General features: G+C 71.6%; 20 protein-coding genes. 14 read left to right on the top strand and 6 right to left on the bottom strand.

Annotated elements, in window-relative coordinates; translation table 11 throughout:
- Positions 1–44 precede the first annotated feature (44 nt).
- The 10 genes from ACGHC0_RS19955 to ACGHC0_RS20000 all read left to right on the top strand — a co-directional run bounded on the left by ACGHC0_RS19955 (position 45) and on the right by ACGHC0_RS20000 (position 12907).
- Complete coding sequence (locus ACGHC0_RS19955) at positions 45–1190, top strand: ATP-binding protein (protein WP_415266538.1); 1146 nt, start codon at positions 45–47, stop codon at positions 1188–1190.
- The gene (locus ACGHC0_RS19960) at positions 1187–3649 is read left to right on the top strand and encodes a DUF5682 family protein (protein WP_415266539.1); all 2463 of its coding nucleotides are present in this window, start codon (positions 1187–1189) and stop codon (positions 3647–3649) included. The genes ACGHC0_RS19955 and ACGHC0_RS19960 overlap by 4 nt, the downstream gene beginning before the upstream one ends.
- On the top strand, positions 3646–4770 hold the full coding sequence (locus ACGHC0_RS19965; protein ID WP_415266540.1) for a VWA domain-containing protein: 1125 nt from the start codon (positions 3646–3648) through the stop codon (positions 4768–4770). The genes ACGHC0_RS19960 and ACGHC0_RS19965 overlap by 4 nt, the downstream gene beginning before the upstream one ends.
- Positions 4767–6908, top strand: coding sequence for an SWIM zinc finger family protein (locus tag ACGHC0_RS19970; protein ID WP_415266541.1), 2142 nt, complete (start codon positions 4767–4769; stop codon positions 6906–6908). The genes ACGHC0_RS19965 and ACGHC0_RS19970 overlap by 4 nt, the downstream gene beginning before the upstream one ends.
- Positions 6905–7663, top strand: coding sequence for a GNAT family N-acetyltransferase (locus tag ACGHC0_RS19975; RefSeq protein WP_415266542.1), 759 nt, complete (start codon positions 6905–6907; stop codon positions 7661–7663). Before ACGHC0_RS19970 ends, ACGHC0_RS19975 begins: the two co-directional genes overlap by 4 nt.
- A 134-nt stretch (positions 7664–7797) precedes the next feature.
- Entirely contained in the window at positions 7798–9990 is a 2193-nt protein-coding gene (locus ACGHC0_RS19980) for a TonB-dependent siderophore receptor (RefSeq protein WP_415266543.1), read from the top strand.
- 13 nt (positions 9991–10003) lie between these two features.
- Positions 10004–11116 carry a PepSY-associated TM helix domain-containing protein gene (locus tag ACGHC0_RS19985; RefSeq protein WP_415266544.1) on the top strand — a complete coding sequence of 371 codons (1113 nt, stop codon included), beginning with the start codon at positions 10004–10006 and terminating at the stop codon, positions 11114–11116.
- Complete coding sequence (locus ACGHC0_RS19990) at positions 11109–11906, top strand: hypothetical protein (RefSeq protein WP_415266545.1); 798 nt, start codon at positions 11109–11111, stop codon at positions 11904–11906. Before ACGHC0_RS19985 ends, ACGHC0_RS19990 begins: the two co-directional genes overlap by 8 nt.
- Positions 11903–12259 (top strand): hypothetical protein, encoded by a 357-nt coding sequence (locus ACGHC0_RS19995; protein ID WP_415266546.1) that lies wholly within the window; start codon positions 11903–11905, stop codon positions 12257–12259. Before ACGHC0_RS19990 ends, ACGHC0_RS19995 begins: the two co-directional genes overlap by 4 nt.
- A gap of 111 nt (positions 12260–12370) precedes the next feature.
- Positions 12371–12907 carry a cytochrome b gene (locus ACGHC0_RS20000; protein ID WP_415266547.1) on the top strand — a complete coding sequence of 179 codons (537 nt, stop codon included), beginning with the start codon at positions 12371–12373 and terminating at the stop codon, positions 12905–12907.
- Between the two features lie 237 nt (positions 12908–13144).
- On the opposite strand, the gene ACGHC0_RS20005 is transcribed toward ACGHC0_RS20000, so the two are convergent.
- From ACGHC0_RS20005 to ACGHC0_RS20030, 6 genes are all read right to left on the bottom strand, one after another.
- Complete coding sequence (locus ACGHC0_RS20005) at positions 13145–13603, bottom strand: MarR family winged helix-turn-helix transcriptional regulator (protein ID WP_271450754.1); 459 nt, start codon at positions 13601–13603, stop codon at positions 13145–13147.
- 31 nt (positions 13604–13634) lie between these two features.
- Positions 13635–15209: a methyl-accepting chemotaxis protein gene (locus ACGHC0_RS20010; protein ID WP_415266548.1), complete on the bottom strand. Its 1575-nt coding sequence runs from the start codon at positions 15207–15209 to the stop codon at positions 13635–13637.
- The gene (locus ACGHC0_RS20015; protein WP_368352616.1) at positions 15209–16525 is read right to left on the bottom strand and encodes an MFS transporter; all 1317 of its coding nucleotides are present in this window, start codon (positions 16523–16525) and stop codon (positions 15209–15211) included. Before ACGHC0_RS20015 ends, ACGHC0_RS20010 begins: the two co-directional genes overlap by 1 nt.
- 153 nt (positions 16526–16678) lie before the next feature.
- Entirely contained in the window at positions 16679–19603 is a 2925-nt protein-coding gene (locus tag ACGHC0_RS20020) for a c-type cytochrome (protein ID WP_415266549.1), read from the bottom strand.
- Positions 19600–20142, bottom strand: coding sequence for a (2Fe-2S)-binding protein (locus ACGHC0_RS20025; protein ID WP_415266550.1), 543 nt, complete (start codon positions 20140–20142; stop codon positions 19600–19602). The genes ACGHC0_RS20020 and ACGHC0_RS20025 overlap by 4 nt, the downstream gene beginning before the upstream one ends.
- Before the next feature lie 28 nt (positions 20143–20170).
- Positions 20171–21328, bottom strand: a complete 1158-nt coding sequence (locus tag ACGHC0_RS20030) for an FAD-dependent monooxygenase (protein ID WP_415266551.1) — start codon at positions 21326–21328, stop codon at positions 20171–20173.
- Positions 21329–21650: 322 nt separating this feature from the next.
- On the opposite strand from ACGHC0_RS20030, the gene ACGHC0_RS20035 reads away from it, so the two are divergent.
- From ACGHC0_RS20035 to ACGHC0_RS20050, 4 genes are read left to right on the top strand one after another with little or no spacing between them, the layout of a single operon-like run.
- Positions 21651–22430: an Asp/Glu racemase gene (locus ACGHC0_RS20035; protein WP_017439066.1), complete on the top strand. Its 780-nt coding sequence runs from the start codon at positions 21651–21653 to the stop codon at positions 22428–22430.
- Between the two features lie 11 nt (positions 22431–22441).
- Positions 22442–23287 carry an alpha/beta fold hydrolase gene (locus ACGHC0_RS20040; protein WP_415266552.1) on the top strand — a complete coding sequence of 282 codons (846 nt, stop codon included), beginning with the start codon at positions 22442–22444 and terminating at the stop codon, positions 23285–23287.
- A gap of 58 nt (positions 23288–23345) precedes the next feature.
- Positions 23346–24431: a 2,5-dihydroxypyridine 5,6-dioxygenase gene (locus ACGHC0_RS20045; RefSeq protein WP_415266553.1), complete on the top strand. Its 1086-nt coding sequence runs from the start codon at positions 23346–23348 to the stop codon at positions 24429–24431.
- Positions 24428–25105 (top strand): N-carbamoylsarcosine amidohydrolase, encoded by a 678-nt coding sequence (locus tag ACGHC0_RS20050; RefSeq protein ID WP_415266554.1) that lies wholly within the window; start codon positions 24428–24430, stop codon positions 25103–25105. The genes ACGHC0_RS20045 and ACGHC0_RS20050 overlap by 4 nt, the downstream gene beginning before the upstream one ends.
- The last annotated feature ends 6 nt before the right edge of the window (positions 25106–25111 follow it).

Below are 25111 nucleotides of genomic sequence, written 5' to 3' on the forward strand. Positions count from 1 at the left end.
GCTGGCAGCTCTCTTCCCTTTCCTGAATCCACCCCGACCGCACCATGGCCACTTCCCGCACCAAGACACCTTCCGGCGACGCCGCGAGCGCCGGGCCCCCGCTGCAGCGCCCGCCCGCAGAGATCCTCCATGCCGCAGAACTGGAGCGCCTGCGCGCCCAGGACACCGACCCGCGCCCGCCGGGCTGGTCGATGGGCCTGCGCGCCGCGCGCAGCTTCATCCTCGGCGATGCGGCGCTGGGCATCGCGCCCAAGATCGTGGCACCCGTGGCGGGCATCGAGCGCATGCTGGTGACTCTGGCCACCGGCCGCGGCCTGATGCTGGTGGGCGAGCCCGGCACGGCCAAGTCGCTGCTGTCCGAACTGCTCGCCACGGCGATCTCGGGCGTCTCCACCCTGACCATTCAGGGCGGAGCCTCGATCACGGAAGACCAGATCAAGTACGGGTGGAACTATGCGCTGCTGATCAACGAAGGGCCCAGCCCGCGTGCGCTCGTACCCGCACCGCTCTACCAGGGCATGCAGCAGGGGCGCATCGTGCGTTTCGAGGAGATCACGCGCGCGCCGCTGGAAGTGCAGGACTGCCTGCTGGGCATGCTGTCCGACCGGGTGATGGCGGTGCCCGAACTCGCGGGCGAGCACGCCATGCTCTACGCGCGCGAGGGCTTCAACATCATCGCCACGGCCAACACGCGCGACCGCGGCGTGAACGAGATGAGCGCGGCGCTCAAGCGCCGGTTCGACTTCGAGACCGTGTTCCCCATCCTCGACTTCGACAGGGAACTGTCGCTCGTGCAGGATGCCAGCGCGCGGCTGCTCGCGCAGAGCGGCATCCCCCATGCCGTGCCGCAGCCGGTGGTGGAATTGCTGGTCTCCACGTTCCGCGACCTGCGCGGCGCTCCGGCCGACGGCCGCGGCGGCGCGACCGCGGACGCGGCCATGGACCGCCTCTCGGCCGTGATGTCCACGGCGGAGGCCGTCAACGTCGCCCACGCCGTGGGCGTGCGGGCATGGTTCCTGGAGCAGCGCGAGGGTTCGCCCGCCGACCTCGTGGACTGCATCGCCGGGACGGTGGTCAAGGACAACGCCGACGACCGCGCCAAGCTGCGCCGCTACTTCGAGCAGAAGGCGGCCAAGCGCTCCGGCGCGCACTGGCGCGCGTACTACGAAGCACGCCACCGGCTGCCGTGAAGGACGCCGCGGTGCAGGGCGCCGAGCCCGTCATCCTCGGCGTGCGCCACCACAGCCCCGCCTGTGCGCGGCTGGTGGCGGAGCGCATCCGCGCGCTGCGGCCGGCCTTCGTGCTGATCGAGGGGCCGGCGGATTTCAACGGCCGGCTCCATGAACTCGCCCTGCCCCACCGGCTGCCGGTGGCGATCTATTCCTACCTGTCGCACGGCGACACCCACCGCGGATCGTGGACGCCCTTCGCCGAGCACTCGCCCGAATGGCAGGCGCTGCAGGTGGGGCGCGAGACCGGGGCGCAGGTGCGCTTCATCGACCTGCCCGCCTGGCATCCGGCCTTCGCGCAGCTGGAGAACCGCTACGCCGATGCGGCCGATGCGCAGCACCAGGCCCGCGCGGAGGCCTACGAACGCGCGCTCGCGGACAAGCTCGCGGTGCAGGGCCGGGATGCGCTGTGGGACCATCTCTTCGAGGACGAGGGGCCGGGGGACGGCGCAGGGAGCGGTGGAGACGACAGCCTTGCCCTGCGCCTGTCCACCTATTTCAGCCACTTGCGGGGGGATGGGGAAGCCGGCTCGCAGGGCAACCAGGCGCGCGAGCGGATGATGGCGCGCTGGATCGCCTGGGCGATGGCGCGCGGTGCCGGCCCGGTGCTCGTGGTCTGCGGCGGCTACCACGCTCCGGCGCTCGCGCGGCTCTGGCGCGGCCTGCCGGACATCGAGCCAGCGGTGCCGCAGCCTGGCGACGACGGCTCCGCAGAAGAGGCCGGCGCCTCCTCGACGGCACCGGAGGATGCGCCGCGCTTCGGCTCCTACCTCGTGCCCTACACCTTCCGCAGGCTCGATGCCTTTGCCGGTTATGCCTCCGGCATGCCGTCGCCGCAGTATTACCAGTGGCTGTGGGAGCACGGCCCCGGGGGCGCCGCGCGCGAGGCGCTGCGGCATGTGGTGCAGCGCCTGCGCGGCCGCAAGCTGCCGGCCTCCACGGCCGACCTGATGGCCGTGCATGCGCGGGCAAGCGGCCTGGCGCGGTTGCGCGGGCACCGGCAGCCACTGCGGTCGGACTGGCTGGACGCGCTCGCGGGCGCGCTGGTGAAGGATGCCCTGGATGCGCCGCTGCCCTGGACCTACCGCGGCCCGCTGCGCGCGGGGACCGATCCGGTGCTGGTGGAAGCCATGGACGTGCTCGCCGGGGACGCGGCAGGACACCTCGCGCCCGGCACGCCGCAGCCGCCGCTGGTGGCCGCAGTGCAGGCGGAGCTGGCCGCGCACGGGCTGGAGCTGCGCGGCACGGTCACGCTCGACCTGCTGCAGGACGGGGACCGCGCCCGCAGCCGTGTGCTGCACCGACTGGCCCTGCTGCAGCTGCCCGGCGTGGTGCGCACGCGCGGCCCGGCGCTGGCGATGTCGGGAGAGCGCGAGGAGGCCTGGCGCCTCGGCGAGCCGCTGGAGCAGCAGGCCGCCCTCATCGAGGCGGGTGCCTGGGGCGCCACGCTGGAAGATGCCGCCCGCGCCCGGCTCGAGGACGACCTGCGGCGCGCCCGCGGCCGTATCGTGCCGCTGGCCGAAGCACTGAACCGGGCCGCCTGGGCGGGCCTGCCCTCCGTGAGCGACGGATTGCTGCGCGAACTCGGCGAAGCCATCGGCCAGGAGCCGCGCTTCGAGGCACTGGCGCCGGCCCTGGGGCTGCTGCACACGCTGCTGCGGCACGGCCAGTGGTTGGGCATGGCGGGGGCACCCGCGCTGCGTGTGGCGGTGGAAGCCGGTGTCGACCGGGCGCTCTGGCTGCTGGAGGCCCCTGCCGCGGTGGCGCCCGCCGACGTCGAGGACCACCTGCGGGGCCACCGCGCCCTGCACCGCATCGTGGCGGACCACCTCGCCGACCTGCATGAAGGCGCTCCGGCACCGCTGGCCCTGGAGCCCGCGCGGGCGATCGCCGTCTGGCAGCGCAAGGCCGCCGATCCGCAGGCGGCCCCCGTCGCCCGGGGCGCGGCGCTCGGCGCGGTCCTGGCGCTGTCCGGGCGCCCCGGTACGGGCGACGCAGCGCCCCCCGAGGCCGTGGAGGAGGCACTGGCGCTGCTGGGCGCCATGACGGCATCCACGCTGGGCGACGCGCTGGCCGGCCTCCTCGCCCTGGCGCGCGAATCGCTGGCCACCCAGCCGGCCTTCGCTGCGGGCATGGACCGGCGGGTCCGGGCGCTGGACGATGCGGAGTTCATCCTCGCCCTGCCGGCGTTGCGCGCGGCCTTCGCCTGGCTGCCGCCGCGCGAGCGCGGCGACCTGGCCGGCCAGGTGCTCGCGCTGCACGGTGCTCGGCACCTGCCGCGCCGTACCCTCACCGCGGCGCAGGCCGGCGGCTTCGCGCCGGAAGACATCGCGGCCGCGCGTGCTGGCGAGGCCGCCGCCGCCGCCCGGCTGGCTGCCTGGGGCCTGCCCACGGATACCGAGATGGAGGCACTGGCATGACCCTGTCCATTCCAGATCCCCTGCAGCGCTGGCGCCTGCTGCTCGGCGAACCGGCCGAGCCCGCCTGCGGCGCGCTGGGCGAGGCCGCGCAGGCGGCCGATGCGGCACTCGAATGGCTCTATGGCCGCGACGGCGACCGCGCCGAACGCGGCGAGCGCAGCGCCGGCCTGGGCCCCTCCGCGCTGAGCACCCCGGACTGGATCAACGCCATCCACACGCTCTTCCCGAAGGAGGTGATCGAACGCCTGGAGCGCGACGCAGTGGAGCGCTACGGCATCGACGAGGTGGTGACCAACCTCGAAGTCCTGGAACGCATCGAGCCTTCCGAATCGCTGCTGCGCGCGGTGCTGCATACCAAGCACCTGATGAACCCCGAGGTGCTGGCGGCCGCGCGCCGGCTGGTCGCCGAGGTCGTGCGACGCATCATGGAGAAGCTTGCGACCGAAGTGCGGCAGGCCTTCGGCGGCAGCCGCGACCGGCGCAGGCGCTCACGCCTCAAGGTGGCGCGCAACTTCGACTTCCAGCGCACCCTGGCGGCCAACCTGCGCCGCTGGGACCCGGCGCGCGGCAGGCTCTACCTGGAACGGCCGGTGTTCTCGAGCCGCACGCGCCGGCATGCCGAGCCATGGGACATCGTGCTGCTGATCGACCAAAGCGGCTCCATGGTGGATTCCGTCATCCACAGCGCCGTGATGGCCGCGTGCCTCTGGCAGTTGCCGGGCATGCGCACGCGGCTGGTCGCTTTCGACACCCAGGTAGTGGACCTGACGGCCGACGTGTCCGATCCGGTGGAACTGCTCATGAAGGTGCAGCTGGGCGGCGGCACCGATATCGCCAAGGCCGTGGGATATGCGCAATCGCTGGTGGCGAATCCTTCGCGCACCATCGTCGTGCTGGTGAGCGATTTCTACGAGGGCGGCGACCCGGGCGAGCTGGTGCGCCGCGTGAAGGCGCTGACCGGCGCGGGCGCCAGGGTGCTGGGCCTGGCCGCGCTCGACGCGCAGGCCGAACCCGCCTACGACCGGGAGATGGCCGCGCGGCTCGTACGCGAGGGCGCTCAAGTGGGCGCCATGACGCCGGGGCAGCTCGCGGCATGGCTGGCCGAAAAGGTGCAGGCATGAACGACGCAGCGCACCGGACCGACCTGCTCGAACTCACCCCCGAGGCGCTCACCGCGCTTGCCAATGCGGGCTTCGTGAAGCGCGCGCAGAAGGACGTGGCCGCGGGCCTGCTGCCCCGCCTGGCGACGGAAGCCGACGGCACGGTGGTGGCGGAGTTCGCCGACGGCGTACGCACGCGCCTGCCGCCGGGCCGCACGCTGCGCGACGCGGCATGTACCTGCACGGCCGGCGGCATGTGCCGGCACCGCGTGATGCTGGTGCTGGCCTACCAGCAGGACCATGCACGCGGCGCAACGCCCGGGGCCGCTGGCGAAAATGCCTCTGACGGCGGTGCCCCCGCATCCGCCGCGGCCACTCCCGCATCCGCGGCCGAAGGCCCCTGGAGCCCCGCCCATTTCGACGACGCGACGGTGGCGGCCAGCATCGCGCCCTCGGTGCTGGAGCAGGCCGCGCGCCTGGCGGCATCGCGGCCGGTGGTGGCGGTACAGCCCTGGCACGGCCCCTCTGTGCCGCCCGCGGCGCGGCTGCCGATGTGCACGGTGCGCTTTTTCTCGCGCAGTTCGCTGGTGCACGCACGCTGCGACTGCCAGCAGGGCAGCGGCTGCGCCCACGTGGTGGTGGCCCTCTGGGCCTTCCGCGCCGCGGGGGAACTGACTCCCGGTGGCGACGAGACCATGGTGGAGGTCGCGCCGCGCGGCGAAGCCACGCTGGCCGCGCCGGAAGGCAGCGGCACGGCACCGGGACGCCTGCGCGCTCCGCAAGCCCTGCAGCTGCGCGACGCGCTGGACGAGCTGCTGCTGGCGCTGTGGCTCGAAGGCACGTCGCAGCCCCCCATGGCCCTGGCCGCGCGGTTCGGCGCGGTACGCGCCCGGGCGCAGGCGCTGGGCTGGCGCTGGGTGGACGACGGCCTGGCCGAGCTGTCGCTGCTGCTGCAGTCCCAGCAGGCGCGCAGCAGCCGCGATGACCCCGCGCGGACGCTGCAGGTGGCGGCAGAACTGTGGGCGCGGCCGCGCGCCGCCGCGCATGCCGAGGACGCCGCCGCCCAGCCGCCGGGCCCGTCGCGGCCGCCGCTGCATGCGAGCCAGATCCTGGGCATCGGGGTGAAGGGCGAGGTGGCGCTGGACCACCTCAAGCTCGTGTCGCTGGGCGCGGCGCTGTGGGCCGACGACGCGGCCGAGGGCGCCAGCCTGCTGTTCGCCGACCCGGACACGCAGACCGTGACGGTGCTGGAGCGCCAGTGGCCGCGCGGCGAAGGCGGCCCCGGGCAGGCGCTGTCCGGCCGGCGGGTGGCGGGTTTTCCGCTGCGGCAAATCGCCGCGGGGCAGGTCATCACCAAGACCGCGACCCGGCGCGCCAACGGCGCCATCGACATCGGCTCCGGCGCGCGCCAGACCGGCGTGATGCCGCTCTCGCCCACGGCCTGGGACGACCTGGCTGCCCCGCTGCGCCAGGGCAGCGTGGAGTCGCTGGTGGAGCGCCTGCGCAACATGCCGCCGGAGTTCGTGCAACCGCGCCAGGCCGCCACGGGCGCGGCCGGGGGGACATCCGGTCCGCTGCATGTGGTGGCCTTCCCGGGCATGCACACCGAGGAGTGCACCTGGGACGCCGCCGCCCAGGTGCTGCACGCACGCATCGCGTCTTCCTCCGCTGCCTTGCACCTCGCCTTGCCGCACCGTGCGGCAGCGCCAGGCGCGGTGGACGCGCTGGCACGCACGCTGTCGGGCGAATGGGGTGCCCTGCGCGCCGTCGCGGGGCCGGTGGCCCTGCACCAGGGCCGCGCCGTGATGCAACCGCTGGCCCTGCTCACGGACCAGCGCGCGGTGGTGCCGCAGATCGAGGCCCCCGCCGCACAGGCGCTCGCGCTGCGCACGGCCAGCGAAACGTCCACGGGCGCCCGGGTCCTCCTCGGCGCCACGTCGCAATGGCTGGCGCAGTGGCTGCGCCAGGGCCTGCGCCACCAGCCTGGCGGGCTGGAGGTGCGGGCACGGGACCAGGCGCGCCAGCTCCGGCACGCCGGCCTGGACCGCACGGCGGCGCTGCTGGAAACCGTTCCCGCGCGGTTGCGGTCCCCGGAGCGCGGAGCGCTGCTGCGCACTCTGTCCACCCTCGCCTTGCTGGTTCAGGCACAGGAAAGATGACCCACACAGCCCCTGCAACCCTCGTCCGCGCGCTGGAAGAGCGCGCCTTCAACGCCTGGCCTGCGCACCAGACGGTATTCCACGAAGGCTGGGTGTTCCGGCTATCGGGCGGGTACACCAAGCGCGCCAATTCGGTCAACGCGCTGGTGGCGGATGCGCCGTTCGATGGCGTGCGCGAGGCGGCGGCAGTGCTGTACGCGCGGCATGGATTGCCCGCCGTGTTCCGCATCTCGCCCCTCGCGCCGGCCGAAGCCGACCAGGCGCTGGCGGATGCGGGCTACCAGCACTTCGACCCCTCGCTGGTGCTGCAACGGCCCCTGCCGCCGGGCTCGCTGCCCAGGCCCGATGGCAACACCCTGGTCAGCACCTCGCCATCGTCCGCGTGGCTGGAAGGCTTCGCGGCGGCCAATGGCGTGGCCCTGCACCACCGCAACCTGCACCGCGGCATCCTGGACGCCATCGCCCACCCCGTGGGCTATGCACTGCAGCTCGGCGTCCATGGCCATGCCGTCGGTTTCGGGCTGGCGGTGCTGGAGCGCGGCGCCGTGGGCCTGTTCGACCTGGCCGTGGCCCCCGACCACCGGGGCAGCGGGCGCGGACGCGCCCTGGTGGAGGCACTGCTGCACTGGGGCAGCGAGGCCGGGGCGACCAGCGCCTACCTGCAGGTGCGGGCGCAGAACGCACCTGCACTGCGGCTGTATGAATCCATGGGGTTCAGGACGGCCTACGGGTACCACTACCGGGTTCCGGGCTGAGGCCGTGGATACCAGCGCGCGGAACGTGCAGGCCTGCTCTTCCCAAAAACATTGAATGCGAATTGTTTTTATTATAATTAATAAAACTTTTTGATACATCACTGCGTCTCCGCAGCTTTCCTTCCCGCATTCCCATGGTCCACTCCCGTTCCGCAACGGCGGCCGCGCATGGCGCAGCGCTCGCCTCCAACCGCGTTTCCCAGGCTGGCCGCCCGGCCCGCCGTCTGGGCCGGGGTGCCCTGACCCCGCTGGCGCTCTGCCTGTCGCAAGCCGCGTTCGCGCAGGCCACGGCCACCTCGGAGGCCGCCGGTGCAGCGAACACGGCGCAACTGCAGGAAGTGCGCATCAACGCCAGCACCGAGAAGGACGTGGGCTTCGCCCCGACCGAGGCCCAGACGGCCGGCAAGGCGCCGATGCGCCGGCTGGAGACGCCGCAGTCGGTAAGCGTGGTGACGCGCGAGCAGATGGAGTCTCGCCAGGTCACCAACATGCAGCAGGCACTGCAGACCGTGGCGGGCGTGAGCCCGGTGAACTTCGGGCGTCGCGGCTTCGACGACATCAACATCCGGGGCTTCCGCTCCACCGAGTCCATCCTCATCGACGGACTGGTGCAGAGCGCCGGCATGTGGACGCGCCTGAACCCCTATGGCTACGAGCGCTTCGAGGTGCTGAAAGGCGCGGCCTCGGTGCTGTACGGACAGGTGCAGCCCGGCGGCATCGTCAACGCGATCAGCAAGCGGCCCAAGCGCGAGGCGCTGGGCGAAGTGGGCGTCGAAGTGGGAAGCTACGGGTTGCGCACGCTGCAGGCCGACCTGAACCGGCCGCTGAACGAGTCGGGCAAGGCGGCACTCCGCATCAACGCGCAGGTGTCCAACAGCGACGATCCGACCGACTTCATCTACCGCCGCGACCGCTGGATCGCTCCCTCGCTCTCGCTGGACCTGGGCCCGCAGACCGACCTGGTGCTGTTCGCCACCTACAGCCAGGGCAACTGGATGCGCCAGCAGGGCGTCACGCCCTACGGTACGGTACTGCCCAACCGCAACGGCCCGGTGCGCACCACGCTCTATACCGGCGACCCCGGCTTCGGCGGCTACGACATCGAGACGAAGTCGGTCGGCTATGCACTGGAGCACCGCTTCTCGCCGGCCCTGACGCTGCGCCAGAGCGTGCGCTACGAAACCGAGGGCGGCACCGGCAACCTCGTCGCCAACGGCACGCTGCAGGCCAACCAGCGCCTGCAGAACCGCACGGCCACGCGCCAATACATGGACGACGACATGCTGGCCACCGACACTTCCCTGCTGGCGCAATTCGACGCCCTTGGCGTGAAGCACCGGCTGGTGGCCGGCCTGGACGCGCGCAGCGGCAAGACCTGGCTGGGCCGCCGGACCTGCACCATCGCCCCGATGGACCTGTTCAACCCGGTGTACGGCGTGCCGGCAACCTGCCCCGTGGGCTACACGGCCGATGCACCGGAGCGGCTCGACGTGGTGGGCCTCTATGCGCAGGAGCAGATCAAGTTCGATCCGCAGTGGACGGCGCTCTTCGGCCTGCGCCGCGACTGGTCGAGCAACACCATCGACGACCACATCGCCGGGCAGAAGACCAAGCAGAAGGACTCCGCCACCACGCTGTCCGCCGGCCTGGTCTATGAGTTCGTGCCCGGCTGGGCGGCCTATGCGAGCTACGGCGAATCGTTCCTGCCGATGGCGGGCACCACGTTCTCGGGCGTGCCGTTCGTCCCGGAGACGGGCAAGCAGTGGGAAACGGGCCTGAAATACGAGGCACCCGACCGCGGCGTGACCGGCTCGCTGGCGCTCTTCGACCTCAAGCGCCGCAACGTCACCACCTCCGATGCGGCGCACCCCACCTACAGCGTGCAGACCGGCGAGCAGCGCGCGCGCGGGCTGGAACTGGAAGTGGGCGCCGACCTGCGCCGGAACTGGAAGATCACCGGCGCCTATACGTACATCGACACGGAAGTCACGCGCGACAACAATGCCGCCATCGTCGGCAAGCCACTCAACCTGACGCCGCGTCACACGGTGTCCCTCTGGGCCACCTACAAGCTGCCGCAGGTGCCGCAGCTCACGCTGGGCGCCGGCGTGCGCCATGCCAGCGAGCAGATCGGCTCCTACCCCTTCACCCTGCCCGCCTACACGGTCGCCGACATTTCGGTGAGCTATGCCGGGCCCAGCTACCGCATCACGGCCGGCGTGAAGAACGTGTTCGACCGGGCCTACTACGACGGCGCGGTGAACGCCAACGTGGTCTCGCCGGCCATGCCGCGCAACTTCAGCCTGGGCCTGACCTACTTCTTCTGACCGCGCACGCGCCATGCCCGGACAGCGCACGCTGAACCGCCTGCTCACGCTGCACTCGTGGGCAGGCATCGTCACGGGCCTGCTGCTGTTCATCGTGTGCTTCTCGGGGTCGGTGGTGGTGTTCAAGCACGAGATCGACCTGTGGGCCAATCCATCGCTCGCGCGACTGCCACGGGCGGAGCACCCGGCCCCGCTCGACACGGTGCTGGCCCAGGTGCAGGCGCACTACCCCGGCGCCAACGTGGACGCGATCGCCCTGCCCGATGCGGTGAACCCCGCGTATTTCGCGTTCGTGCGCGAGGCCGGAGCGCCCGCGGCCCAGCGCACCAAGCTCGCACTGCGGCCCGACACGGGCGCACCGATCGGCCCGGTGGACAGCCAGCTGGGGCAGTACCTGCGCATGCTGCACGTGTTCCTGTTCTTCGGACCGCGCTGGATCGTGGGCTTCCTGGGCGTGGCCATGCTGGTGCTGATCGCCACCGGCATCGTCATCCACCGCAAGATCCTGGCCGAGCTGTTCACGCTGCGCTGGGGCCGCAGCCTGCGCGTGGTGATGTCGGACCTGCACAAGTCCGCGGGCATCTGGGGGCTGGGGTTTCACCTGCTGATCGCGGGCACGGGGGCCTGGCTGGGGCTGGCCCCGCTGTTCGAGCAGGGCTGGAAGTACCTGGCGGCGCCCGCTGCGCGCACCGCCCCCGCACCGGCCAGGGCTGCGAACGCACCCGCGGCCATGCAGTCGCTGGATGCGCTGCACGCGGCCGCCCGCGAGGCGGTCCCGGGGCTGGACGTGGCCTATGTCTCGCTGCGCCGCTGGGGCACGGCGGGCGCCGAGGCCGGCTTCACGGGCGGGCTGCAGGGGCATCTGGCCAGCACGGCCCGAGTGGAGTTCGATGCCGCGACCGGCCGCATCCGCCAAGCCCACGATCCGCGCACGGCGGGCTTCTGGTCGATGGTGAACGCGCTCATGGAACCGCTGCATTTCGGTGATTTCGGCGGGCTGCCGCTGAAATGGCTGTACTTCTTCCTGGGGCTCACGCCCGCCTTCCTTTCCATCAGCGGCACGCTGATCTGGCTCGACGGGCGGCGCCTGCGCGCCCACCCGGCAAGGCCCGCGGCCCATGCCTGAGCGCCGCAGTCCGTCCCCCCGCGACGGCATGGCGCGGTTCTATATCGCCCTGCATGCCGCACTGCCCGCCGCGCTGCTGGCGGCCGTGCTGCTGCACTGGTTCCCGCCCGCCGGCCTGGAGCCGCTGGCACGGCGGCCCGCCTGGACCGCCTGGGCCGCGATCGGCCTGTGGCTGCTGGCATCGGCCCTGCTCGGCGCACTCGCGCGGCAAGCCAGCCCGCTGTGGCGCATGGCGCTGTGCGCGGCTGCTGCATTGCTCCTGCTGGCCGGCGTGTCGGGCTGGATGCAGCGGGCGCCCCTGTCCCTGCCAGTGCTCGCGGCGCTATCGGCCCTGGCCCTGGCCTGCGCGGGACTGGCACGGTGCATCGGCCCGGGCCGCGTGCAGGCGGAGCGGGCGGGACGGAACGCGGGCAGCGGCCCGCGTGGCGGCTCCCCGGGAAACGCATGGCCGCGGCGGCACCGCCTGCGCGCGGCCCTGCATGCGATGGCGCGCCACCTGCCCTTCTGGCTGGCGGGCCTGTTGGCACTGGAGTCGTTCCGCATCGCCCATCTGGCCGCGCCTGGCCCGGACCGCCCGGCGGGCATGCTGGGATTGCTGCTGGCCTGCCTGGTCGTGCTGCCCGCCGCCACGCTGCGCACGTGGCTGCCGCGCACCAGCGCCACCCTGTGGGCGCTGGCCGCGGGCTGCCATGCAGGGCTGGCCGCCAAGGCCGGCCCGCTCCCCTGGGCTCTGGCCGCGGGCCTGTGCGCCCTCGCAGCCGTGCATGCGGCGTGGAAGACTCGCGCATGAACGCATTCCTGGTCGGCTGCGCCGTGCTGGCCTCGCTGGCCGGGCTCTGCCTGTGGGCCCGGGCGGTGCCCACGCGGGCCTGGGGCGACGGGGCTGGCAGTCATCGCCAGCGCCGCGGCACGCTGGCGGCGATCTGCCTGGTCCTGACCCTGCAGGGGATGGCGGCCGGCGTGGCGGCGGGTGCCGCGTCGGCCGCTGCCCTGGTGCCTGCCGCCTGGATGGTGGCCGGCTGGGGACTGACTCTGGCGATGAACCAGTGGCCGGAGCACTGCCTGCGCTGGGCGCGGCGGCTGGGAGCGGCCGGCCTGCTCGGGTGCGCCGGCGGCCTGGCGGTGCGGGCCATCGCATCCTGACATCCGGGCCGGCACCGCGCCGTGCCACGGCGGGGATTCCACGGCGCGGCATGGCACACTGCGCGCCATGGCGGGCCGTCCGCCCCCGCGCCCTCACGAGGAGCCCAGACGATGACCACGCCCTCCAAGTACTCGGCCACGCTGCGACTGCTGCACTGGTCCATGTTCGCGCTCGTTGCGCTGGCCTATGCCAGCATCAACCTGCGCCAGGCCTTCGAGCGCGGCAGCGACAGCCGCCTGCTGATGGTGGAGGCGCATTTCCTGCTGGGCATGCTGGTGCTGCTGCTCGTGCTGCCGCGGCTGGCCGCGCGCTGGCGCTCACCGCAGCCGCCGATCGAGCCGCCCCTGCCGGCGCCCCTGCGCATCGGCGCGCACCTGGGGCATGGCCTGCTCTACGCCTTTCTCATCGTGCAGCCCCTGCTGGGCATGGCCTGCCGCCTGGTGGGCGGCCGCGGCATCGGCCTGCCATTCACGGAGGCGTCCATCCGCTGGCCCTCGGCGTGGGTGGACAAGCAACTGGCCGGCACGCTGGAATCGGCCCACGAATGGCTGGGCACGGCCTTCTACTGGGTGATCGGCCTGCACGTCGCGGCGGCGCTGTGGCATGCCCTGGTGCGCAGGGACAACGCGCTGCGGCGGATGTGGTGATGCGTTCCCGGGTCTGATGAACAGACCGGTCCGGTCAACAGGAATGCAAGGCTGGCCAAGGATCGGTCATCTTCCCTATTGAGTCTGCGTGCGGCATCCTGCCGGTATCGCTTCGGGATGGGCGGGATGCGCTGTCGCTCGGCAGTTTCGGCAGTTTCGGCAGTTTCGGCAGCATGGTGTGCGTGCCGTCATCTTTCAGGCCGGCCACCTCCGTACGAGGCGGCACAGGCAGCCTGGCTATTCGCCCTCGCCACCCTCCAGCATCTTGCGCAGCAGGAAATCCAGCGCCAGCCGTTCCGCGGGATTGAGCCGGCCGTAGGTGCTCTGGGTGATCCTGCGCGCGAACGGCTGCATGGTGCGCACGAGGTCGCGGCCCTCGTCAGTGAGTTCGATCACCACCTTGCGCCGGTCCACGCGGTCGTGGTCCACGCTGATCAGGCCGCGCTGCTTCAGCCGGTCCACCACGCCCCGGATGGTGGCCTGGTCGATGACGGTGGCCTTCACCACCTCGGCCAGGGAACTGCTGCCCTGGTCGTGCAGCGAGCACAGCACCACGAACTGGGCGGCCGTCAGCTGGGAGTCCGGGATGTACTGCTGGAACAGCGCCGTGTGCCGCTGGTACACGCGGCGCAGCAGGTGCCCCACCTGTTCGGAGAACACATATCCCTCATCCTCGGTCGCGGTCTTGTCTGGCATGCGCGGATTGTAGGGAGCGCGCGCCGCGCGGCTAATGGGCGCCGCCGGTCCTGAACAGGGAGACGGAGTGGTCCAGCCTGCGGCTCTGGTCCGCCAGGGAAGCGGCGGCGGCCGCGGCCTGCTCCACCATCGCGGAGTTCTGCCGGACGGCATCGTCGATCTGCCCGATGACGTCGTTGATGCGCGTGATTTCCTCGTGCTGCCCCTGGGAGGCCTGGGACATCTCGCCCACGGTGGCCAGCACCTGGGAGGCGAGGCGCACGATCTCGTCGATGCTGCCGCCGGCGGCCTGGGCCAGCCGCTCCCCGCTGGCGACATGGCCCCGGGAGACATCCAGCAACTGGCTGATCTGCCGGACCGCTTCCGAGCTGCGCTGGGCCAGGCTGCGCACTTCGGCAGCCACCACCGCGAACCCGCGGCCGTGGGTGCCGGCGCGCGCCGCCTCGACGGCGGCGTTGAGCGCGAGGATGTTGGTCTGGAAGGCGATGCCCTCGATCATCGAGGAGATATCGGAAATGCCCGCGGTGCTGCGCGCGATGTCGCCCATGCCGTCGATCACCTGCCGCACCAGCTCGCGCCCCTGTTCGGCGGCGTCGCGGGACGAGGCGGCCAGCCGGTGCGTCTGGTCCGCGTGGGTGGCATTGCGGTGCACCGCGTCGCTCAGCTCATGCATGCGTCCCACCGCCTGCTCGATGGCGGAGGCGGTCTGTTCCGTGCGCGCCGCCAGGTCCATGTTGGCGTCGGAGATTTCGCTGGCCGCGCCATCGACCGTCCTCACGCCCTCGCGCAGGTCGCGCACCAGGCTGGCCAGGCTTTTCTGCATGACGTCCATGCTGGCGCCGAGGCGGGCCACCTCGTCGTCGGCGCGCGCGTCCGGCTGTGCCGGCCGGGTCAGGTCGCCCGCACCGATGCCGCGTGCATGCGACAGCAGGCGGCGCACGGGCGTGCGGATGCGCTGCCGGGTCATCTCCAGCGCAACGCCGAGCGCCAGCGAGACCACGAAGGTCGCGACGGCGGCAGGGGGCGCGGCATCCCGCGCGCCGAACCACTGCGCCGCGGCCAGGCAGACCACCACGGCATTGGCCGCCTGGGCGAGCGCCAGCCGCGACGCCAGCGTCGGTGCGGTCACGAGGCGCAGCAGGCCGCCGATGCCGCGCAGGGCGAGCCGCCCTTCCCGCAGCGTGTGGAGCGCGACCGCCCCGCCCTGCCGGGCGGCGTTGAAGCGGCGCATCCGCGCCACCTCATGTTCGCCGGCCCGGGTGCGCACGGTGGTGTGGCCCACATGCCGGCCGTCCTGCATCGTGCGCGTGATCGTGGCCTGCGCCCAGAAGCAGTTGCCGTCCTTGCAGCGGTGGCGCATCACGCCGGTCCAGGCGCCATGGGCCTTGACGGTGCGCCACAGGTCGGCGCTCAGTTCGGGCGGCGTGTCGGGCGCATACATCATGCTGGCGGGCTGCCCGAGCAGTTCCCCCGACTCGTAGCCACTGCGCTCGACGAAGGCGGGGTTCACGTACACCATGCGGCCTTCGATGTCGGTCCGCGTGATGAGGTATTCGTCATCGCGCAGGGCGGCATCCGCCCTGCCGGCAGGGACCAGGGCCGACATCAGTCGAGCGCGCGGTTGCGCGATTCCACGTCCACCGCCCAGATCGACAGCGCGCCCCCCGCCAGCATGGCGGACAGCACGGCCAGGGCCAGCGTGAAGTGCGTCGCCATGATGGGCGCGATGATGGCTGGGGCGAACAGGCCGCCGAAGCGCGCGACGGCGCCCGCCATGCCCATGCCGCTGGCGCGCAGGTCGGTCGGATAGACCTCGGGGGTGAAGGCGTAGAGCGCGCCCCAGGTGCCCAGCAGCGAGAAGCTCATGAGCAGGGTGGAGCCGATCACCACGAACGGCGACGATCCCAGGCTGTAGAGCATGCAGCCCACGGCGCTGAGCAGCAGGAAGCCGATCAGCGTGGGCTTGCGGCCCCAGCGCTCCACGCCGTAGGCCGAGAGGGCGAAGCCGGGCAGCTGCACCAGGGCCAGCACCACCAGGAAGACCTGGCCGCGCATGAAGGCGAAGCCCTCGCTGCTCAGCTTGACGGGCAGGTAGACGAAGACGCCGTAGTAGGCGATGGAGATCAGCGCCCAGGCCAGGAACAGCGCCAGGCTGCGGCGGCGCAGTTCGGCCGAGAACAGCGCGAACAGCGACTTGCGCTCCTGCTTCTCGGGCTGCAGCGGCGGAATGGGCGTGGTGTTGCCGTTGACCTTGGCCACGCGCTCGAGCACCTGGCGGGCCTGGTCGGACTTGCCGTTGCGGTTCAGGTACATGGGCGATTCGGGAATGTAGAACCGCAGCACCACGCCCACCAGCGCCGGAATGCCGGTCACGAAGAAGATCACGCGCCAGGCGTCGTTGCCCCAGGAGACAGCCACCAGGGCCAGGATGGCCAGGAAGATGGTGCCCACGGCCCAGAACGATTCCAGCAGCACCAGCCAGCGCCCGCGGCGGTCGCTGGGCAGGAACTCGGCCATCATGGTGTAGTCCACGGGCAGCGTGCCGCCCACGCCGATGCCCGTGATGAAGCGCAGCACCAGCAGCCAGGCGAACTCGGGCGCGAAGGCCGACGCCACGCCGGCGCAGGCATCGATGACCACTGCCATCATCAGCACCGGGCGGCGCCCGATGCGGTCGGCCAGGCGGCCGAAGACGAAGGCGCCGATCAGCATGCCGATGAAGAAGAAGGTGCCGGTCTGCAGCGCTTCGGGCACCGTCTTGCCGAAGGTCTTGGCGATGGATGGCGCGCTGAAGCCGATGGACAGCACCTGCATGGCGTCGGCCAGCCAGACCAGGCCGAAGATCACGAAGAGCCGGTACTGGAACCGGCCGACACCCGCTGTCTGGATGCCTTTTTCCACCGAAACGAATGAAGATGACATGGGAACTCCTGTGGTCGTCACCGCTAGCTGTTGATGTGCGATCGAACCCTCCGGCGCCACCCGAAGGGGCCGATCGCGAAAACCGTCCTCCCGCTTTTCCTCTTCTTGTCCGCGGCCCCGCATGCCGCGGGCCGCGCTTACCGGGTCATGCGGTCATGGCGCGCCCGCATGCGCCGTGGCACGCAGCCGGCGGATCGTGTCCGTGTCCTGCGGCCACGCTTTTTCCTCCGGCGCGAAGCGGGTGCGCAGGTAGCCGAGCAGGTCGGTGATCTGCCGGTCGTCCAGGCTGTCGCCGAAGCCCGGCATGTAGCCCAGGGCGTCGTTGGCGGGTTGCTGTATGCCGTGGAGGATGACCTGGACCAGGTTGTCCGGCGTGGCGGCATGCAGGTTGGTGTTGAGCCCCAGCAGCGGCCGGACGCCGAAGAGGGTCGGGCCGCTGCCGGCCTCGTGGCAGACGGCACAGGCGTTCTGGTAGATGCGCTCGCCGTTGGCGTGGCGGTCCAGGGTGCGCGCGGGCAGAGGCACCGCTGCGGCCGTGGCCGCAGCCGGCACGGAGACCGGCGCGGCATCGGGGGCCGGGGCGGCCTGCGGCGCCCGGCCGGGCAACTCCATCAGATAGGTGGCGATGGCGCGCACGTCGGCGTCGGGCAGTTCGGCCAGCCCGTGGATCACGGGTGCCATGGGGCCGGCGGCCACGCCGTGGCGCGCGGAGAAACCCGTGCGCAGGTACTGGTGGAGCGACTCGCGGCTCCAGGGAAGCGGGCCGTCGGCCAGCCGGTTGAGCGCGGGTGTGCTCCAGCCCTCGGCCTCGCCGCCGCCAAGGTAGTGGATGCCGCCCTTCTCGGCGCCGAGCGCATTGCGCGGGGAATGGCAAGCCGCGCAGTGGCCCGCGCCTTCCACCAGGTAGGCGCCGCGGTTCCATTCGGCGCTGCGGGCCGGATCGGCGCGGAAGGGCGTGGCATCGTGGAACAGCAGGTTCCAGCCGGCCATGGCCGGGCGCAGGCTGTAGGGGAAGGCCAGTTGCGTCTGGGGCGCGCGGGCCTGCACGGCGGGCCGGGACATCAGGTAGCCGTAGAGCGCCTGCAGGTCGCCGTCGCTGAGCTTGGCGAAGGCCGTATACGGGAAGGCCGGATAGAGCTGGCGCCCGTCCTGGTGGATGCCCTGGCGCATGGCGCGCTCGAAGGCCGCATACGACCAGCGGCCGATGCCGGTTGCTTTGTCGGGCGTGATGTTGGTGGAGTAGATAGTGCCGAACGGCGTCTCCAGGCCCAGGCCGCCCGCGTTCGGGGCGCCGCCCGGCGCGGTGTGGCAGACGACGCAATCGCCGGCCGCCGCGACCAGGCGGCCGCGCTCGATGGCCTGCGGAGAGTAGAGGGACGCATCGGGCCCGTCGGTGAGCGGCAGGGCCGGCTTCATCGGCCACGCCATGGCAGCCAGGCCCGCGATGCCGGCGGCACCGGCCGCGAGCCAGCCCAGGCCGCGGCGCAGCGCGCTGCGCCCAGGTGGACTGCCCGCCTTTGCCTCGCCGGCCAGCGCCAGGCGCAAAGGCTCCGTCTGGAACGGTACTTCGCGCAGGCGCACGCCCGTGGCGTGGCGTATGGCGTTGGCGATCGCCGCGGCGGCCGGCAAAGTGGCCACGCCGTCCAAACCCAACTGGCCGTGGCGCACCAGGGTGCCGTCACCCGCGGTGCCCGCCGTGAGCGCCCCGCCTGCGGCCGGCGCATCGCTGGCGGCAGCGCCTGCAGGACTGCTCCAGTCATCGAAGGCGGACGGCGCACCCAGCAGCCGGCGCGCGCTGGCCAGCCATTGCGCATCGTGCTCCACGGTGTGCGCGTGCATGCTGGCGCCCTGCGCTGCCTGCAGATGCTGGCTGTCGTGGCCCGCGACCACGCGGGTGACTTCGATCTCGCCGGTCTGCGGATGCACGGCCACCTCGGCGACCCAGGCGCTCCAGACCACGCGGTCCCGGCCCTCGGGGTCGAGGGTCTGCATGCAGGCGGTCGCGAAGCCCCGGCCGTGCAGGCGACCATCGCCATCCTTCGCGTCACCGGGCCACGGCGCGCTCTGCACCACGCGCGTGGCCAGGTCGCGCGCCGGACCCTCGGGCAGGTGCCGCAGGCGCCAGTCCAGCGGATCCTGCCCCTGCTCCAGGGCCCATTCGTGCCACAGGCTTTCGCTCGCGAACACCTGCGCGGCGTTGAGATCGTCCACACCGGCCTCAGAGAGACCCCGCGCATGGCGTCCACCCTGCACGGTGCCCGCATCCTGCACGCTGGGCAGGGCCGCCGCGCAGGCCGCATCGGACTGGCTCAGCAGGCGTGCGCAACTGGGCCGCACGGCCCAGGGCAGAGGGGAGGAAAAAGCAAAGGGGGCTGGCGCTTCATCAGCGCTTTCGGCCGGCCGCAACGCGGTGCCGGTGCCCGGGGAAGGCCGGGCCGCGGGTTGCAGTGCCAGCGCGCATGGCTCGGCGCCCGCGCACGCCACGCTGACAGGCCGGGCCACGGCCCGGGACAGCAGGGCCGCATCGGCCGCAGCGTCCACCCATGCCATCGCGGGCGGGGCAGCGCCGTCCAGCACGAACAGGCGCACGGCCTGCACGGGCAACTGCAGCAGCGCCGCGATTTCACCAGCGACCAGGGCCTGCATGTCCGGCGCGCAGGCGGGCAGCCACAGGCTGGCATGGCCCTCCATGCACCAGGCGATGGCGCGCGCGCCGGCGGGCACATCGGTGCGGGGCGGTTGCCAGACGAACGCATCGCCCGCCGGGGCATCGGACAGCGGTGCGCTCGCTCCGGCATCCATCCCGCGCCAGACCGGCGCCAGGGCCACTGCCGCCTGCTGCGCATGGACGGGCGCCATGGCGACCACGCCCAGGAAATTGCCAGTGCGCACCGCGGCCACGACGCCGGCCATGGCGCGGACATCGTCCAGCCGGGCACCGGCCAGTGCGTCGCCCTGGTAGCGCAGCCCGTCCCAGCCCATGCGGTCGGGCCGCACGGCCAGGCCGTGCAGCAGGTCCGCGGGCACGCCCCGGATCTCGGCCGCAGGAGGTGCGATGGAACGGGCCGGCAGGCTCATGGGCACTCCCCCACTTCGGTCGCCAGGCCACCCGCGCCCCTGCTGCCCGCACGCAGTCGCGCGGCGCGCAGCGCGGCCTGCAGGATCTCCACATGCGTGCCGCAGCGGCAGAGGTTGTGGTGCAGCTCGTTGCGAACCTCCTGCTCCGAGGGGTTTGGATTGCGGCGCAGCAGGGCCTCGACAGTCATGACCATGCCATTGAGGCAATAGCCGCACTGGGCCGCCTGGCAGTCGATGAAGGCCTGCTGCGTGGGGCCGGGGCATGCGCGCGAACCGAGCCCTTCGAGCGTGGTCACCTCGCGGCCCACGGCAGCCTGCACGGGGATCACGCAGGACCGCGCGGCCACGCCGTCGACCAGCACCGTGCAGGCGCCGCACTCGCCCAGGCCGCAGCCGTACTTCGGGCCATTCAGCTCCAGGTCGTTGCGCAGCACGTGCAGCAGCGCCGTGCCGGGCGCGGCGGGCACGTCGCAGGCGCGGCCGTTGACCCGCAGCCGGAGGCCGGGGGCCGGGCTGCTGGATTGGAGGGGGTTTCCCATGGGATGCGTTCGGCTGCGGCAGCGAGTATCAGGCCGTGGCGGCGACCTTCGGTTCCACCAGGGGGATACTGAACACGTCGTAGCCGAAGCACCACGACGGATCCTCGTTCGTGCGCAGCCAGGTGTTGTCGTGCGAGATGCGCTGCACCTTGCTGGCGCGCTCGGCACGGTTGGCCTCGTACAGCGCGAAGGCGAGCTCGTGGTTGTGCGCGCCGACTTCCTTCAGGCAGCGCGCCAGCATGGCGCCGTCCTCGATGGCCATCGCCGCGCCCTGCGCCATGTGCGGCTTCATGGGATGGCACGCATCGCCCAGCAGCACCAGGCGGCCACGGCTCCACAGGGGCAGCGGATCGCGCTCCAGCAGCGACCACTTCGTCACCTCCACCGTGGCGTCGATCAGCGCCTGCACCGTGGGGTGCCAGCCGGAGAAGGCCTCGCGCATCTCCTCCTTGCTGCTGGGCAGCCAGCGGTCGTTCAGGTCCCAGTGCTCGACGGGCACGCCGGTCACGTAGTAGAGCTCGTCCTGTTTGCCGGTGACGAAGTAGGTCATCATGTGGCGGTCGTCGCTCCACCACTTCACGCAGGCGTCGAAGGGCAGCATGCCGGCCTTGACCTCGGGCGTGGGGAACACGGCGCGGTGCGCCAGGTAGCCCGCGTACTTGGGCAGTTCGGGGCCGAGCAGTTCCTCGCGGATGCGGGAATTCACGCCATCGGCGCCGATGACGATGTCGGCCTCCTCGGTCGTGCCGTCGGCGAAGTGCATGACCACGACATCGCCGCGGTCCTCGACCTTCGTCAGGAACTTGCCGTAGGCCATCACGCTGTCCGGCAGCGCGTCGATCAGCAGCGCGTGGAAATCGCCGCGGTGCACGGTGAGGTAGCTGGCGCCGTACTCCTTGACGGCGTAGTCGCCCAGCGGGATCTGCGCCAGCACGTCGCCGGTCTGCCAGTGGCGGCTGTACCAGTAGTCGGGGTGCGAGCCCTGGGCGTTGAGCGCATCCTCGATGCCGATGCGGCGCAGGATCTTCATCACGTTGGGCCCGACATGGATGCCGGCCCCCAGGCGCGAGAAGCTGGGCGCCTGCTCATAAACGCGGACATCGAAGCCCTCCTGCAGCAGCAGCTTGGCGGCGGCGGCGCCGCCCAGGCCGGCGCCGACGACGGCGATACGGGGGGATTGGGACACGGTTCTCTCCTTGCGGGAATGGGGGTGAGTCGGGGCGGGCGGCCGTCGCTGCGGCAGGCTCTTGAAAGCTGAAAAGCACTATCCATGCCATGCAGGAAATCCACCTTATTTAGGTGTATGCACTTGATTTCTTGAGACATATCAAGAGCACCACGATGTGCAAGGATAAGCCTGCCATTGCATTTTTTGGTGCATTTCATGCACAACATAGGTGCAAACCCCGATGAAATTGCCGTTTGCCAGACGGCACGGGTTTTGCAAAAATGAAGCGTACACACCCATCTGATCTTTATCAAACGCGCATTCGCGAACAAGGCACGCCATGACCCAGACATACCGCATCGGCCAGATCGTTCCCAGCTCCAACACCACGATGGAGACCGAGGTGCCGGCCATGCTGCAGGCCCACTCCACGCTGCGGCCGCAGGACCGCTTCACCTTCCACTCCAGCCGCATGCGGATGAAGAAGGTGCAGAAGGAAGAGCTGGCCGCCATGGATGCCGAAAGCGACCGCTGCGCACTGGAGCTGAGCGACGCGCGGGTGGACGTGCTGGGCTATGCCTGCCTCGTGGCCATCATGGCCATGGGCAAGGGATACCACCGCGTGTCGCAGCAGCGCCTGACGGAACGCACGGCGAGCAACGGCGCAACGGCCCCGGTGATCACCAGCGCGGGCGCGCTGGTCGAGGCGCTGAAGGTCATGGGAGCGAAGAAGATCGCCCTGGTGGCGCCCTACATGGTTCCGCTCACCCAGCTGGTCATGGACTACATCGCCGCCGAGGGCTTCGAGATCGTGGACTGGCGCGCGCTGGAGATTCCGGACAACCTCGAGGTGGGCCGCCACGACCCCGCGAAGCTGCCCGGCATCGTTGCCGGCATGGACTATGCGGATGCCGACGTGATCGTGCTGTCGGCCTGCGTGCAGATGCCCTCGCTGCCCGCGGTGGCGCAGGTGGAAGCGGCCACGGGCAAGCCCGTGCTCACGGCCTCCATCGCCACCACCTATGCCATCCTCAAGGAACTGGGCCTGGACCCGGTGGTGCCGGGCGCGGGCGCGCTGCTGTCGGGCGCCTATCCGTACGACACTGCGGCCAAGGCCTGAGGAGCATTCCCATGAGCGACCGCGCCAGCACCTCCAGCACCCTCCTGTACGGCGGCCACGTCCACGCCAACGGCATCCGCCAGCATTACCTGCGCTATGGCGGCGCAGAGGGCGAGCGCGCAGGGCGCGATGCCGTCATCCTGATCCCCGGCATCACCAGCCCGGCCGTGACCTGGGGCTTCGTCGCCGAGCACCTGGGCCGCCAATTCGACACCTATGTGCTGGACGTGCGTGGGCGCGGGCTGTCTTCTTCCGGCCCGGGCCTGGACTACGGCCTCGATGCCCAGGCGGCCGACGTGGTCGCGCTGGCGCAGGCCCTGGGTTTGCAGCGCTGGGCCCTGGTCGGCCATTCCATGGGCGGCCGCATCGCCGTGCGCGCGGCCCGCGGCCAGCCGGCCGGCCTCACGCGCCTGGTCATCGTCGATCCGCCCGTCTCCGGCCCCGGCCGCCGCGCCTACCCGGCCGCCCTGCCCTGGTATGTGGACTCCATCCGCCAGGCCACGCAGGGCATGGATGCCGAAGCCATGCGCGCCTTCTGCCCCACCTGGACCGAAGAGCAGCGCCGGCTGCGCGCGCAGTGGCTGCACACCTGCCATGAACCCGCCATCGTGCAGAGCTTCGAGGACTTCGGCCGCGACGACATCCACGCCGACCTGCCGCGCATCCCGCAGCCGCTGCTGCTCATCACCGCCGAGCGCGGCGACGTGGTGCGCGACGCGGACGTGGCCGAGTGGCAGGGCCTGGCGCCCCAGACCATTCACGTGCGCGTGCCCGGCGCCGGTCACATGATCCCGTGGGACAACGAGGCCGGCTTCTACGCCGCCCTGGGAGACTTCCTCGGCGCAGAAGTCGACTGAATGCCTGAATGCCTGCCCGCAGACCCGCCATCACCACCACACCGCCAAGGAGCCCCGCATGTCCGTCAGCGACAACGATCTGATCCACGCCTGGAAGCAGGTGCTCACGCTGTCCCGGCTCGAAGCCGGGCAGACCGTCACGGTGCTCACGGGCGCCGACACGCATCCGCAGACGCTGCGCTGCGCCATCACGGCCGCCAGCGACCTGGGCGCGCGCGTCAACCGGCTGGACCTGCCGCCCGTCAACGCCGAAAAGTCGCTCAGCCGCGACTCGCTGGCCTACCTGGGCACCACGCCGCTGACGGGCAACCCGGCCGCCATCGCCGCGCTCAAGGCGAGCGACCTGGTGCTCGACCTGATGACCCTGCTGTTCTCGCCCGAGCAGCACGAGATCCTGCAGACCGGCACGAAGATCCTGCTGGCCGTGGAGCCGCCCGAGGTGCTGTGCCGCCTGGTGCCCACCGAGGCCGACCGCGCGCGCGTGCAGGCCGCATCGAAGCGCATCGAGGCGGCCAAGCAGATGCATATCACCTCCGCGGCCGGGACCGATCTGCACTGCGCTTTGGGCGAGTTCCCCGCCATCTGCGAATACGGCTTCGTGGACGAGCCGGGCCGGTGGGACCACTGGCCCAGCGGCTTCGTGCTGACCTGGCCCGACGAAGGCCAAAGTAACGGCCGCGTGGTACTGGACCGCGGCGACATCCTGCTGCCCATGAAGGACTACGTGACCGAGCCCATCGAGCTCACGATCGAGAAGGGCTACGTGACGCGCATCAGCGGCGGGCTGCAGGCCGAGATCCTCACGGAATACATGGCCTCCTACGAGGACCCGGAGGCCTACGCCGTCTCCCACGTGGGCTGGGGCCTGCAGCCGCGCGCCCACTGGTCCATGCTGGCCCACTACAACAAGGAGACCCACATCGGCATGGACGCGCGCGCCTTCGAGGGCAACTTCCTCTGGTCCATGGGCCCCAACAACGAGGCCGGCGGCAACCGCACCACCGCCTGCCACATCGACATTCCCATGCGCCACTGCACGGTGGCGCTGGACGGCACGCCCATGGTCATCGACGGCGTGGTGCAGGACGAACAAGGACTGGCGCGCGCCGCCGGAAAATCCCGGCAAGGCAAGGACATCGCATGACGAACACCACCCCCACCAGCGCCCAGGGCATCCCCGCCGGGGCCGTGCAGGGCGACATCTCCGCCTACGCGCGCCAGGGCTTCGGCACGCCGCTGCCGCTCAAGGCGCCCTTCGGCCTGCTCATCATCGACTTCGTCAACGGCTTCGCCGATCCGGCCGTGTTCGGCGGCGGCAACATCCCCGAGGCGATCGCCCGCACGCGCGGCCTGCTGGCCCATGCGCGCGAGCGCGGCTGGCCCGTGGCGCACAGCCGCATCGTGTTCTCGGACGACGATGCGGACAGCAATATCTTCTGCCTCAAGGTGCCCGGCATGCTGACCTTGAAGGAAGACAGCCCCGCCAGCGCCATCGTGCCCGAGCTGGCCCCCGCCCCCGGCGAATACGTGGTGCGCAAGAGCACGCCCTCGGCCTTCTTCGGCACCATGCTCGCGCCCTGGCTGGCCCAGCGCGGCGTGCAGACGCTGCTGGTGGCCGGCTGCGTCACCAGCGGCTGCGTGCGCGCCAGCGTGGTCGATGCGATGCAGTCGGGCTTCCGCCCGCTGGTGGTGGCCGACTGCTGCGGCGACCGCGCCCTGGGCCCGCACGAGGCCAACCTGTTCGACATGGCGCAGAAATACGCGGCCGTGATGCCCCTCGACCAGGCCCTGGCCGGCACCGACGCGCTCGCGCGTTGAGAGAAC

Source organism: Acidovorax sacchari (assembly GCF_042847045.1).
GTDB lineage: Bacteria > Pseudomonadota > Gammaproteobacteria > Burkholderiales > Burkholderiaceae_C > Paracidovorax > Paracidovorax sacchari.